Genomic DNA, 12,405 nt, shown 5'->3' with positions numbered 1-12,405 from the left:
GCAAAGAGAAAGTGACTCGGCCGGGGGGGCCGAAACAGGGAGCATCGAAACCCTCGATGACCAGCCATGCCACCCTCTACGAAACCACAACTACCCCATCCCCCGCTCCAGCTCGGGCAGCGCCTCCAGCAGATCCGCCTCCAACCCGTAGTCGGCGACCTGGAAGATCGGCGCCTCCGGGTCCTTGTTGATCGCCACGATCACCTTCGAATCCTTCATCCCCGCCAGGTGCTGGATCGCCCCGCTGATGCCCACCGCCACGTACAGGTCCGGCGCCACTATCTTCCCGGTCTGCCCCACCTGCATGTCGTTGGCCGCGAATCCCGCGTCCACCGCCGCCCGCGAGGCGCCCACCGCCGCGCCCAGCTTGTCGGCCAGGGCGTAGAGCAGCTTGAAGTTGTCGCCGCTCTGCATCCCCCGTCCGCCGGAAATCACCACCCGCGCCGAGGTCAGTTCCGGCCGGTCCGACCTGGCGATTTCCTCGCCGACGAAACTCGACGTGCCGGCATCGCCCGTGCCGCTCACGCCCTCGATGGCCGCGCTGCCACCCTCGCCCGCCACTGGATCGAAGGCCGTGGCACGCACGCTGATCACCTTGATCGGCGCGCTCGACTGCACCGTGGCGATGGCGTTGCCGGCGTAGATCGGCCGCTTGAAGGTGTCAGGGCTTTCCACCGCGACGATTTCGGAGATCTGTTCGACATCCAGCAGCGCCGCCACTCGCGGCAGGTAGTTCTTGCCGTTGGTCGAGGCCGGCGCCAGCACGTGGCTGTAGCCTTGCGCCAGGCCGGCGATCAGCGGCGCGACGTTCTCCGCCAGCAGGTGGCCGTAGGCCGCGTCGTCGGCGACCAGCACCTTGCTCACCCCGGCGATCTTCGCCGCGGCTTCGGCGACGGCGGCGCACTGTTGTCCGGCGACCAGTACGTGGATGTCGCCGCCGATGGCCTGAGCCGCGGCGACGGTGTTGAGGGTCGCGGCGGCCAGGGCGGCGTTGTCGTGTTCGGCTATTACCAGGGTCGCCATCTCAGATCACCTTCGCTTCGCTCTTCAGTTTCTCGACCAGTTCGGCCACCGAGCCGACCTTGATACCGGCCTGGCGTTCGGCCGGCGCCTCGACCTTGAGCACCTTGAGAGTCGAGGCCACGGACACGCCCAGGTCCGCCGGCTTCACCGTCTCCAGCGGTTTCTTCTTGGCCTTCATGATGTTCGGCAGCGAGGCGTAGCGCGGCTCGTTCAGGCGCAGATCGGTGGTGACGATGGCCGGCAGGCTCAGTTCCAGGGTCTGTAGCCCGCCGTCGATCTCGCGGGTGACCTTGAGCTTGTCGCCGGCCTGCTCGACCTTGGAGGCGAAGGTGCCCTGGGCGTAGCCGGTCAGCGCGGCGAGCATCTGCCCGGTCTGGTTGTTGTCGCTGTCGATCGCCTGCTTGCCGGTGATGACCAGTTGCGGCTGCTCCTTGTCGACCACCGCCTTGAGCAGCTTGGCCACCGCCAACGAGCCCAGCTCCTCGTCGGTCTCGACCAGGATGGCGCGGTCGGCGCCGAGGGCCAGGGCGGTGCGCAACTGTTCCTGGGCGGCGGCCGGGCCGACGGACACGGCGACGATCTCGCTGGCGATGCCGCGCTCCTTCAGGCGCACGGCTTCCTCCACGGCGATCTCGCAGAAGGGGTTCATCGACATCTTGACGTTGGCCAGGTCGACACCGCTCTGGTCGGGCTTCACCCGCACCTTGACGTTGTAGTCGACCACGCGTTTGAGGCTGATCAGGATCTTCATCGGGGTTTCTCGTTCGGTCATTCGGGAAGGAACGGCAACGGCTGGCGGCTGGCCTCGATCAGCGCCAGGCGGTGGTCCGCCTCCGGCAGCAGGTAGGCGAAGAAGAAAGCCGCCGACTCCAGCTTGCCGGCATAGAAGGGATCGCCGCCGCGTCCGGCGGCCAGGCGCGCGCTGCGCAGCCAGGCGAAGGCCAGGGCGACCAGGCCGAGCAGGCGCAGGAAGTCGCCCGCCGCCCGGTAAGGGCGCTCCGGGTCCTGCGTCGTGGCGGCGGCCAGCCCCTCGGCGGCGGTCGTCAAGCAATCGCAGTAGTGCGCCAGGGTAGCGGCGAAGGCGGCGCAGTCCGGGCAGATCGCCGCGACCTCGGCTTCGGCGCGGAACTCTTCCAGCAGGTCGCGCAGCACCGCGCCGCCGTCGCCGAGCACCTTGCGCAGCAGCAGGTCGTTGGCCTGAATCTCGTTGCTGCCCTCGTAGATCATGGCGATGCGGCTGTCGCGCAGGGTCTGCTCGATGGCGTATTCCTGCACGTAGCCGTAGCCGCCGAACACCTGCAGCGCCGCGCTGGCCAGGCGGAAGCCCTGTTCGGTGAAGAACGCCTTGACCAGCGGGGTGAGCAGCATCGCCCGGCCCTGGGCTCTGGCGCGCCGCGCCGGGTCGGCGCCCTGCTCGGCTTCGTCGAGCAGGTGCGCGGTCCAGTAGCCGAGAGCGCGCATGCCCTCGGTGAGAGTGCGCAGTTCGAGCAGCACGCGGCGCATCGCCGGGTGGTAGTGGATGGGGTCGGCCGGCGCCTCGGCGCGTCCCGGCGGACGGCGCACGGCGCGCATCTGGCGGCGCTCGGCGGCGTATTGCGCGGCGTTCTGCCAGGCCGCTTCGGCGTGCCCGAGGCCCTGCAGGCCGACGTGCAGGCGCGCCGAGTTCATCATCACGAACATCGCCGCCAGCCCCTTGTGCGGTTCGCCGAGCAGCCAGCCTTCGGCGTGCTCGAAGCTCAGGGTGCAGGTGGCGCTGCCGCGGATGCCCAGCTTGTGCTCGATGCCGTCGCAGCGCACCGCGTTGCGGCGGCCGTCGGGCAGCAGCTTGGGCACCAGGAACAGCGAGATGCCGCGGCTGCCGGGCGGCGCGTCGGGCAGCCGGGCGAGCACCAGGTGGAGGATGTTCCCGGTCAGGTCGTGCTCGCCGCCGGAGGCGAACAGCTTGCTGCCGCTCAGCCGGTAGCCGCCGTCCGCCGCCGGCTCGGCGCGGCTGCGCAGCAGGCCGACGTCGCTGCCGGCCTGCGGCTCGGTCAGGCACATGGTCGGCAGTATCTCGCCGCTGACGATGTCCGCCAGGTAGCGTTCGCGCAGCTCGGGCGTGCCGTGGGCGCGCAGGCATTCGTAGGCGCCGTGGGCGATGCCGGGGTACATGGCCCAGGCGTGGTTGGTCGAGTAGATCATCTCCAGCAGCGCGGCGTTGAGCAGTTGCGGCAGGCCCTGGCCGCCGTCCTCCGGGGCGCAGGCCAGCGCCGCCCAGCCGCCTTCGACGAAGGCCCGGTAGGCGGCGGGAAAACCGTCCGGGGTGGTCACCCGGCCGTTCTCGAAGCGACAGCCCTGGCGGTCGCCGGGCGCGTTCAGGGGCGCCAGCACGCCGCTGGCGAAGCGCGCCGCCTCCTCGATCACCTGCGCGGCCAGTTCGCCGTCCAGGCTCTCGAAGGCCGGCATGCCTTGCCAGTCGGCCGGCGCCGCCAGCCATTCCTCGATAACGAAGCGCATGTCGCGCAGCGGGGCTTGGTAATGCCACATGGGCGAATCCTCCATTCAGCGCCGGTAATCGGGATTCTCGATCAGCACGGCCATGCCCTGGCCGCCGCCGATGCAGGCCGCGGCCACGCCATAGCGCAGGTTGGCGGCGCGCAACTGGCGCGCCAGGGTCAGGGTCAGGCGCAGGCCGGTGGCGGCCAGCGGATGGCCGAGGGCGATGGCTCCGCCGTGGACGTTCAGGCGTTCCGTGTCGATCTCCAGTTCGCGCTGCACGGCGAGGATCTGCGCGCCCTGCGCCTCGTTGATCTCGAAGCGGCCGATGTCCGCCAGGCCCAGTCCGCTGCGTTCGAGCAGCAGGCGGATCGCCGCCACCGGGCCGATGCCCATCAGTTCGGGCGGCACGCCGCAGGCCGTGGCCGCACGCAGCCAGGCCAGCGGACGGGCGCCGGGGAAGTCGCGGCAGGCGCCGACCAGCGCGGCGGCGGCGCCGTCCACCACCGCGCAACTGTTGCCGGCGGTCTGCACGCCGCCGGCGTGCACCGGGCGCAGCGCCTGCAGGGTCTCGAAGGACGAGGCGCGCACGTGGCTGTCGCGCGTCAGCGTCTCGACCCCGCGCGGCAGTTCGAGGCCGCGCTCGCGGCAACCGTCGAGGACGAAGCGCGCGCGCTGCAGCGGCAGGATCTCGCCGGCGAACCAGCCCTCCTGCGCCGCCGCCAAGGCACGCGCGAAGCTCAGGGCGGCGAAGCGGTCGACCGCCTCGCGCCCGATGCCGTAGCACTGGGCGAGGTTTTCCGCGGTCTGCAGCATGTCGATGCCGACGGCCGAATCGAACAGCGCCTCCCAGAGGAAGTCCTTGAACTCCACCGGCGCGCCGAGGCGGAAACCGCCGCGATGCGTGTAGGCGGCGATCGGGCTGCGCGACATCGACTCGCTGGCCACGCACAGCGCCAGGCCGGCGGCGCCCTGGGCGATCTGTTCGCCGGCCTGGCGCAATATCTCGAAGCCGGTGCCGCAGATGCGCTGCACCGCCAGCGCCGGCACGCCCAGCGGCACGCCGCTGTACAGGCCGATGTGACGCGGCAGGAAATAGGCATCGAAGCTGGCCTGGGCCATCGAGCCGGCGATCACCGAGTCCACCTCCGCCGCGTCGATGCCGCTGCGCGCGAACAGCCCGCGGGCCGCGGCGATGCCCAGGTCGATGGGCGAGACCTGCGCCAGCGCGCCGCCCACATCGACCCAGGGGGTGCGCAGGGCGTCGACCAGGCAGACCTCGTCGAAAGCCGAATGGAGTCCCGCGCCGCGCCTCATGCCCCGGCTCCCGGCAGCACCCGCCCGGCGTCCTCGCCGGCGTAGAGCGCATCGATCAGCGCGGCGCGGTGCTGCAGCACGGCGCGCTGGTTGATCGAGCCCTTGTCGGTCACCTCGCCGCGATCGATGCATGGCGGCTCGGCGAGCAGGCAGGCCCAGGCCAGGCGGCTGGCGTTGCCGGTCGCGCCGCGGTTGAGTTCGTCCAGCAGTTCGCGCAGCCAGGTACGCAGCGCCGGCGAGGCCAGCACCTCGGCGACCGGCGCCGACTCCGGCAGGCCGGCCAGCGCCCGGCATTCGGGCAGGCGCGGGAAGATCAGCAGGGCCAGCTCGGGCCGGTTCGGCCCGGTCACCACCACGTCCTGGATATAGGGCGCGCCGGCCAGGATGACCCGCGCGCGCAGCGGGCCGACGCTGACGAAGACCCCGGAAGAGAGTTTGAAGTCCTCGGCGATGCGCCCGTCGAACAGCAGGCCCAGCTCGGGCCGTTCCGGGTCGACCAGCCTGAGGGCGTCGCCGGAGCGGTAGTAGCCCTCCTCGTCGAAGGCTTCGGCGCTGAGTTCCGGCTCGCGCCAGTAGCCGGCCATCACGTGCGGGCCGCGAAAGCGCGCTTCCAGCTTGTCGCCCACCGGCGCCAGCTTGACTTCGCAGCCCGGCGCCGGTACGCCGACGTAGCCGGGCAGGTCCACCGCCCCGGTGCTGAAGGTGCAGGATGGCGCCGTCTCGGTCATGCCCAGCCCGGCCACGGTGCGGATGCGCTCGCCGCAGTGCGCCTCGGCCACCCGGTCCAGCCGCTCGCGCACCGAGTGCGAGAGGCCGGCGGCGGCGAAGAAGAACAGCCGCATGCGGGCGAAGAAGCGTTCGCGCAGCTCGTCGTCGGTTTCCAGCGCGCCGACCAGCTCCTCCCAGCCCTTGGGCACGGTCAGGTAGGCGGTCGGCGAGATTTCGCGCAGGTTGCGCAGGGTCTCGGCGAAGCCCTGCGGCGTCGGCTTGCCGTCGTCGATGTAGAGGGTGCCGCCGTTGTAGAGGGCGATGCCGACGTTGTGGCTGCCGCCGAAGGTGTGGTTCCAGGGCAGCCAGTCGACCAGCACCGGCGGTTCCTCGGCGAACACCGGGAAGGTCTGCAGCAGCATCTGCTGGTTGGCGCAGAGCATGCGCTGGGTGGTCGGCACGGCCTTGGGCAGCTTGGTCGAGCCCGAGGTGAAGAGGAACTTGGCGATGCTCTCCGGGCCGACCCGCGCGAAGGCGGCCTCCGCCCCGGCGGTATCCACCGGCCGTTCCAGCTCGGCGAAGGCGCGGCAGGGCCGGCCGGGCAGCACGCCCTCGCTGAACAGCAGCGGCACGTCGGCCGGGATGGTGCCTTCGATGGCGCGGGCGTAGGTCGCGCCGTCCGCGGCGAACACCAGGCCGGGCTGCAGGCGTTCGACGATGTGGCGCAGCTTGGCCAGGTCCTGGGACAGAGTGGAATAGGCCGGCGACACCGGGCAGTAGGGAATGCCCACGTAGAGGCAGGCGAGCGCCAGCTTGAGGTGATCCAGAGCGTTGCCGGAAAGCACCAGCAACGGCCGTTCGGCGCTCAGGCCGTACTCCAGCAGATGCTGACCGATGGTCCGGGCGCTTTCCAGCATCTGCGCGTAGCTGAGGCGTTGCCATTCCCCGTCGTCGCCGCGCCGGGCGACCAGGATCTGCTCGGGGGTCAGTCGCGCCCAGTGCTCCAGGCGGTCGAGCAGGCGCGCCGGCAAAGGCGCCAGGGCCTCGACGGGACGCAGGTAGAGGCAGCCGTCCGCCGTCTCGTGGACGACGCCCGGCGAGCCGATGGCCACCGGACGCAGGCGCGGCTGAGATGAAGGAAAAAGGGACTCGCAAGCCTTGCTGTTCATTGCACTCCTCCCGCAGGACGCCGCCGCACGCACGGAGCGCGGAAGCGCCTGCCTATGCGGACCGGCCACGGCCGGCCCTCAGTTGTTCTTGTTGTTCCGGAAGATCGCTCGCCCCGGCGCCGGCCGGGGATGCCGCTCAGATCGGGTAGTGGCGCGGCCCGTTCTGCAGGGTGACCCAGCGCAACTGGGTGAACTGCTCGATCGAGGCGCGCGCGCCGAAGCTGCCGTAGCCGCTGGACTTGACGCCGCCGAAGGGCATCTGCGGCTCGTCCTGCACGGTCGGCCCGTTGATGTGGCAGATGCCCGACTCGATGCGCTGCGCCAGCCCCAGGGCGCGGGAAAGGTCGCGGCTGAAGACCGCCGCGGAGAGGCCGAATTCGGAATCGTTGGCCAGCCGCAGCAGTTCCTCGTCGCCGTTGGCGCGCAGCACCACCGCCAGCGGGCCGAAGGATTCCTCGCGGTACAGGCGCATGCCGGCGTCGACGCCGTCGAGCAGGGTGGCCTGCATCAGGCTGCCCTCGCCGCGCCCGCCGCAGAGCAGCCGCGCGCCCTTGGCCAGGGCGTCGTCGACCAGGGCCTGGATGCGCTGCGTGGCGCTCGCATCGATCAGCGAGCCGAGCACCGAACCGGCGTCGGCCGGATCGCCGACCCGCAGCGTGGCGACCTTGCGCGCCAGCCGGGCGACGAACTCGTCGGCCACCTTGTCGTCGACGATCAGCCGCTCGGTGGACATGCAGATCTGTCCCTGGTTGAAGTAAGCGCCGAAGGCCGCCGCCTCCACCGCGGCGTCCAGGTCGGCGTCGTCGAGCACCAGGAAAGGCGCCTTGCCGCCCAGTTCCAGCACCGCCGGCTTCAGGTGGCGCGCCGCCAGTTCGCCGACGATCCGCCCGACGTGGGTCGAGCCGGTGAAGTTGACCCGGCGCACCGCCGGGTTGGCGATCAGCCGCTCGACGATGCTCGGGGCGTCTTCCGGCGCGTTGCTGAGCACGTTGACCACCCCGTCGCCGAGCCCGGCATCCTGCAGCACCTGGCCGAGCAGGCGGTGGATCGCCGGACTGTTCTCCGAGGCCTTGAGCACCACGCTGTTGCCGCAGGCCAGCGGCATGGCCACGGCGCGCGCGGCGAGGATCAGCGGGGCGTTCCAGGGCGCGATGCCGAGCACCACGCCACAGGGCTGGCGCAGTGCCATGGCGAAGCTGCCGGGGATGTCGGAAGGAATGACCTCGCCGAGGATCTGCGTGGTCATCGCCGCCGCTTCGCGCAGGACGCCGCCGGCCAGTTTCACGTTGAAGCCGTACCAATCGGCCATGGCGCCGGTTTCGCCGGCCAGGGCGACGAACTCGGCCGCGCGGCTTTCCAGCAGTTCGGCGGTGCGCAGCAGGCGGGCGCGGCGCTCGCCCGGCGCCAGCGCGGCCCAGGCCGGAAAGGCGCGTTGGGCGGCGGCGACCGCGGCGTCGGCGTCTTCCGGAGTAGCCGCGGCGGCGGTCGAGACGATCTCGCCGCTCAAAGGGTTGCGCCGCACGAAGGTACGTCCGTCGCCGGCCGGCCTGGCCAGCCCGTCTATCAGCAAGGGCACGTCGAGCATGGGGGAATCCTTGTCTTGTCGTTGTTCTGCACAGGTCCCGGACGGGCGGGGCGCGGGCCCCCTCCCCGTCCCGCCGCGTTCAGCGCTTGTAGGCTTGCAGGCCCGGCTTGATGCTCTTCTCGTCGAGGAACTGGCGCATGCCCTCCTCGCGCCCGCCCTCTTCGTCGAGCAGGCGCGACTGGTCGAGCTTGGCGTACAGGTAGTCCTCGTTCTGTTCCCAGGTCAGTTCGCGGCAGCGCTTGAAGCCGTTCTTCGCCGCGCGCAGCACCACCGGGTTCTTGTCCAGCAGGTCCTGGCAGAGGGTCGCTACCGTCTCGCGCAGCTGCGCCAGCGGCACGCTCTGGTTGACCAGGCCCATCTCTGCCGCCTGGCGGCCGTCGAAGGTCTTGCCGGTCATGATGTAGTAGAGCGCCTGGCGGTGGCCGACGGTGTCGGCCATGGCCTTGCTGACCAGGTTGCCGGGCGGGATGCCCCAGTTGATTTCCGACAGGCCGAAGGTCGCCTCGTCGGCGCAGATCGCCAGGTCGCAGGCCACCAGCGGGCTGAAGCCGCCGCCGAAGCACCAGCCGTTGACCATGGCGACGGTCGGCTTGGCGTACATGCGCAGAAGTTTCCACTGCCATTCGCAGGCTTCGCGGCGGATCTTCTCCTGGAGGATCTCGGGACCGGCGTCGACCTCGCGGAAGTATTCCTTGAGGTCCATGCCGGCGGTCCAGGCGCTGCCGGCGCCGGTCAGCACCAGCACCCTGGCCGCGGGGTCCTGCTCCAGGGTTTCCAGCACATCGCGCATCTCGCGGTTGAGCGTCGGGCTCATGGCATTGCGCTTGTCCGGGCGGTTCAGGGTGACCCAGGCGATACCACCCTCGATCTCCACAATCACGGTCTTCCAGCGGCCTTCGTACTTGTTCATGGCGGATCACCTTCGAGTTGTTGTTGGTGTGGGCCCTAAACTAGCGCCTGAAAATTAGTTATGTCAATTAATTATTATGCCTGTTTCGAGCCTTCGTCCCGCCCGCGTACGAACAGTTCGCGCACCTCGTCCGGTACGCGCTGTCCGCGCAGCCGTCCCGCCTCGCCGGCGGCCCAGACCCGGATATCGCGCGCCTCGACGGCCAGCGTCCCGTCTGCCTTGCAAGCCCGGTGGTGAACCTCGAAACTGCTGTGCCGGAAGGCATGCAGGTGCGACTCGATGCGCAGGATCTCGCCGAAGCGCGAGGACATCCTGAAGCTCGCATGGGCATCGACCATCGGCCAGCCGAGGATGCCGTGGCGCGCCATGGCCTCCTCCAGGGACAGGCCGGCCCGGGCGAACAGGGTATCGGTGGCGGCATTGAACCAGGCAAAATAATTAGGATAGAAAACTATTCCGGCAGGATCGCAGTCTCCCCAGGCGATCCGCACTTCGTACAGCTTGTGCATGCTGCTCCTCGGGCCGCGGCCAGTCTTGGCTCCAGCGCCGGCAGGGCCGCCGCGGCGGTCGACCCTGCCGGCGCCGTCACCAGAGCTTCCAGGTGTAATCGACGTTGATCCGCGTCTCGTTGTCGTCGCGCATCGTCGCGTTCGGCGCGAAGCTGTTCTGGTAGCGTGAATTGCGCAGGCGCAGCGCCACGTTCTTCAGCGGCCCCGACTGCACCACGTAGGACAGTTCCAGGTAGCGCTCCGTCTCTTCCCGGTTGCCACCGCCCAGGCGTTCCGGCAGCTCGGCATTGGTCCCCTTCATGAAGCGCGCCACGCCGATCAGCCCCGGCAGCCCCGCCGCCGCGAAGTCGTATTCGTAGCGCACATGCCAGAAGTGCTCGTCGGCGTTGAGGAATTCCGAGCTGATCGCGTATTCGGAAATCAGGTGCGGCTCCGAACCGGCGATGTAAGGCATCGCCGAGTCGCCGCTGGACAGCGCCCCGCCCACCGTCAGCCGGTGCCCGCCCAGCTTGTAGCCGAAGTTCAGGCCCACGTACTGGTTGTCCACCGAGCCGGCCTTGCCCTCGCCCTCCTCGTCGCTGAGGAACCAGCGGAAGTCGGTCTTGAATTCCCCCGGCCCCCACTTGAACTGGTGGATCGCGCCCAGGTAGTTCTGCTGGTAGATCTCGTCCAGCCGGGCGTGCCAGTAGCTCAGGGTCAGGTTCTTGCCCAGCGCGTAGTCGCCGCCGAGGAAGAGGAACTCGTCGGACTCCGCCGTGCCGTCGAAGCGGCCGTTGGGGCCGGCGATGGCGATCTTCTGGTAATCGGTGGAGTCGCGCTGGTTCATGCGGTTCAGGTAACCGGCCTGCAGGCTCAGGCCGGGGATGTCGGTAGAGCGCAGGTGGCCGCCCTTGAAGGTCTGCCAGAGCAGGCGGGCCGGGCTGCTGATGAGGATCGGCAGGCGCGGCATCACGGTGCCGACATGCAGTTCGGTCTGCGAGTAGCGGAGCTTGCCGGTGAGGCCGAGTTCAGCGTAGGAGTCCTGGGCCTCGCCGCTGCCGCGTTCGACCGGCAGCAGGCCGGTGCCAGCGCGGTCGCGCGAGGAGTCGAGCTGGACGCCGAGCATGCCCTGCAGGTCGAGGCCGAAGCCGACCGGCCCCTCGGTGAAGCCGGACTTGAGGTTGAGGATGAAACCCTGCGCCCATTCGCGACGCGCGGAGACGTTGGATTCGCCCTTGTAGTCGCGGTCGAAGTAGAAGTTGCGCAGGGTCAGGCTGCCCTGGCTGTCCTCGATGAAGCCGCCCTGTGCCGTTCCCTGGGCGAGCAGCAGCAGGGCCGCGCCCGCCGCGCCCCGTCTCGTGTCGAGCATGTTCTGTTACCTTTATTGTTCTTGTTGTCTGGCGCCGCCGCGCGACCGGGCCTTGCCGCTCCGGCCGGCGGAGGCATTGGAAAACGGCGGACTGCGTCCTTCGCGGCCCGCCATTCCGGTCAGATGGTCAGGCCCTCGGCGCGGCGCTGGCCGAGCAGGTAGAACACCGCCGCCGCGGCCACCACGACGCCGGGGGCAGAGGCCAGCAGCAGGCCGGTGGCGCCGGTGCCCATCGCCAGCATCTGCCCGGCCACCAGCGGGCCGCTCATCGAGCCCAGGCGACCGACCGCCACGGCGGCGCCGACGCCGGTGGCGCGCATCGCGGTGGGATAGAACAGCGGCGCCAGGGCGTAGAGCACCAGTTGCCCGCCGATGGAGAAGAAGCCGGCGGAGAAACTGGCCAGCAGCATGCTGGCGAAGCTCGTCGACAGGCTCAGCCCGGCCAGGGCGGCGAGGATGCCGGTGTAGGTCAGCGCCACCAGCGCCAGCGGCCGCCAGCGATCCAGCAGCAGCCCGAACAGCAGCGAACCGGTGGCGCCGCCGATATTGAAGAGGATCTGCACCGTGCCGGCCTGGGACCGCGAGAAGCCCTGGCCGACCAGCAGCGAGGGCAGCCAGTTGAGCAGCATGTAGACGACCATCAGGGTGAAGAAGTAGCTGATCCACAACAGCAGGGTCGGCACGGCCGCCCCCTCCTGGAACAGTCCCTGCCGGAGGGATACGCGCGGCGCTGCGGACCTGACGCTCCGCTGCTCGTGGAAGGCCGCCGATTCCGGCAGGCACAGCACCAGCAACGGCGCGACCAGCAGCGGCGCCACCCCGCCGACGTAGAACACCGCTTTCCAGCCGCTGGCCAGGCCGGCCATACCGACCAGTGCCGCCAGCGCGCCGCCCAACGGCACGCCACAGTACATCAGGCTCACCGCGGTGCCGCGGGAACGCGCGTCGGCCGCCTCCGAGGACAGGGCGATCAGGTTGGGCAGCGCCGCGCCCAGGCCTACGCCGGTCAGAAAGCGCGCCGCCAGCAGGCTGTAGAAGTCCCAGACCAGGGCGGTGGCGATGGAGAACAGGCCGAACAGCGCCACGGCGCCGATCAGCACGCCCTTGCGGCCGATGCGGTCGGCCAGCCAGCCGCCGCCCAGGGCGCCGGGCAGCAGGCCGAGGATGCTGGCGCTGAACACCGCGCCCATCATGGTGGAAGTCAGGCCGAACTGTGCGGCCATGCCCGGCGCGGCGATGCCGGCGGATTGCAGATCCATGCCCTCGAGGAGCGCGACGACGAAACACAAGACAATGGTCGTATGCGTACGACGGGATTCTTTCCCTGGCGTTTTCATCGGAAAAACCACCTTTTGCAGGAT

Annotated in this window: 10 protein-coding genes; all 10 read right to left on the bottom strand. The window is 70.0% G+C overall.

Annotated features, from left to right (window positions below; translation table 11 throughout):
- Positions 1 to 90: 90 nt before the first annotated feature.
- The 10 genes from AVCA_RS06485 to mhpT all read right to left on the bottom strand — a co-directional run bounded on the left by AVCA_RS06485 (position 91) and on the right by mhpT (position 12,381).
- Complete coding sequence (locus AVCA_RS06485) at positions 91 to 1,023, bottom strand: electron transfer flavoprotein subunit alpha/FixB family protein (RefSeq protein WP_012700064.1); 933 nt, start codon at positions 1,021 to 1,023, stop codon at positions 91 to 93.
- A gap of 1 nt (position 1,024) precedes the next feature.
- Entirely contained in the window at positions 1,025 to 1,774 is a 750-nt protein-coding gene (locus AVCA_RS06480) for an electron transfer flavoprotein subunit beta/FixA family protein (protein ID WP_041807037.1), read from the bottom strand.
- A 17-nt stretch (positions 1,775 to 1,791) separates the two neighbouring features.
- Positions 1,792 to 3,549 (bottom strand): acyl-CoA dehydrogenase family protein, encoded by a 1,758-nt coding sequence (locus tag AVCA_RS06475; protein ID WP_012700062.1) that lies wholly within the window; start codon positions 3,547 to 3,549, stop codon positions 1,792 to 1,794.
- Positions 3,550 to 3,564: 15 nt separating this feature from the next.
- Positions 3,565 to 4,815, bottom strand: coding sequence for a thiolase family protein (locus tag AVCA_RS06470; RefSeq protein WP_012700061.1), 1,251 nt, complete (start codon positions 4,813 to 4,815; stop codon positions 3,565 to 3,567).
- The gene (locus AVCA_RS06465; protein ID WP_012700060.1) at positions 4,812 to 6,692 is read right to left on the bottom strand and encodes a feruloyl-CoA synthase; all 1,881 of its coding nucleotides are present in this window, start codon (positions 6,690 to 6,692) and stop codon (positions 4,812 to 4,814) included. The genes AVCA_RS06470 and AVCA_RS06465 overlap by 4 nt, the downstream gene beginning before the upstream one ends.
- Positions 6,693 to 6,828: 136 nt before the next feature.
- On the bottom strand, positions 6,829 to 8,277 hold the full coding sequence (locus AVCA_RS06460) for an aldehyde dehydrogenase (protein WP_012700059.1): 1,449 nt from the start codon (positions 8,275 to 8,277) through the stop codon (positions 6,829 to 6,831).
- Positions 8,278 to 8,356: 79 nt separating this feature from the next.
- Positions 8,357 to 9,187 carry a p-hydroxycinnamoyl CoA hydratase/lyase gene (locus AVCA_RS06455; RefSeq protein WP_012700058.1) on the bottom strand — a complete coding sequence of 277 codons (831 nt, stop codon included), beginning with the start codon at positions 9,185 to 9,187 and terminating at the stop codon, positions 8,357 to 8,359.
- A 74-nt stretch (positions 9,188 to 9,261) separates the two neighbouring features.
- A complete protein-coding gene (locus tag AVCA_RS06450; RefSeq protein WP_012700057.1) occupies positions 9,262 to 9,696 on the bottom strand; it encodes an acyl-CoA thioesterase in 435 nt (144 codons plus the stop codon).
- A 76-nt stretch (positions 9,697 to 9,772) separates the two neighbouring features.
- On the bottom strand, positions 9,773 to 11,044 hold the full coding sequence (locus tag AVCA_RS06445) for an OprD family porin (RefSeq protein ID WP_012700056.1): 1,272 nt from the start codon (positions 11,042 to 11,044) through the stop codon (positions 9,773 to 9,775).
- Between the two features lie 119 nt (positions 11,045 to 11,163).
- Positions 11,164 to 12,381, bottom strand: coding sequence for a 3-(3-hydroxy-phenyl)propionate transporter MhpT (gene mhpT, locus AVCA_RS06440; RefSeq protein ID WP_041807036.1), 1,218 nt, complete (start codon positions 12,379 to 12,381; stop codon positions 11,164 to 11,166).
- Positions 12,382 to 12,405 lie beyond the last annotated feature (24 nt).

This window comes from Azotobacter vinelandii CA, assembly GCF_000380335.1.
Classification (GTDB): domain Bacteria; phylum Pseudomonadota; class Gammaproteobacteria; order Pseudomonadales; family Pseudomonadaceae; genus Azotobacter; species Azotobacter vinelandii.
Note: the sequence above shows the minus strand (reverse complement) of the source record. Positions and strands in the feature narration are given on the sequence as shown.

Coding starts and splice junctions, on each gene's coding strand:
- AVCA_RS06485 (WP_012700064.1), bottom strand. CDS start 1,023: ATGGCGACCCTGGTAATAGCCGAACACGACAACGCCGCCCTGGCCGCC.
- AVCA_RS06480 (WP_041807037.1), bottom strand. CDS start 1,774: ATGAAGATCCTGATCAGCCTCAAACGCGTGGTCGACTACAACGTCAAG.
- AVCA_RS06475 (WP_012700062.1), bottom strand. CDS start 3,549: ATGTGGCATTACCAAGCCCCGCTGCGCGACATGCGCTTCGTTATCGAG.
- AVCA_RS06470 (WP_012700061.1), bottom strand. CDS start 4,815: ATGAGGCGCGGCGCGGGACTCCATTCGGCTTTCGACGAGGTCTGCCTG.
- AVCA_RS06465 (WP_012700060.1), bottom strand. CDS start 6,692: ATGAACAGCAAGGCTTGCGAGTCCCTTTTTCCTTCATCTCAGCCGCGC.
- AVCA_RS06460 (WP_012700059.1), bottom strand. CDS start 8,277: ATGCTCGACGTGCCCTTGCTGATAGACGGGCTGGCCAGGCCGGCCGGC.
- AVCA_RS06455 (WP_012700058.1), bottom strand. CDS start 9,187: ATGAACAAGTACGAAGGCCGCTGGAAGACCGTGATTGTGGAGATCGAG.
- AVCA_RS06450 (WP_012700057.1), bottom strand. CDS start 9,696: ATGCACAAGCTGTACGAAGTGCGGATCGCCTGGGGAGACTGCGATCCT.
- AVCA_RS06445 (WP_012700056.1), bottom strand. CDS start 11,044: ATGCTCGACACGAGACGGGGCGCGGCGGGCGCGGCCCTGCTGCTGCTC.
- mhpT (WP_041807036.1), bottom strand. CDS start 12,381: ATGAAAACGCCAGGGAAAGAATCCCGTCGTACGCATACGACCATTGTC.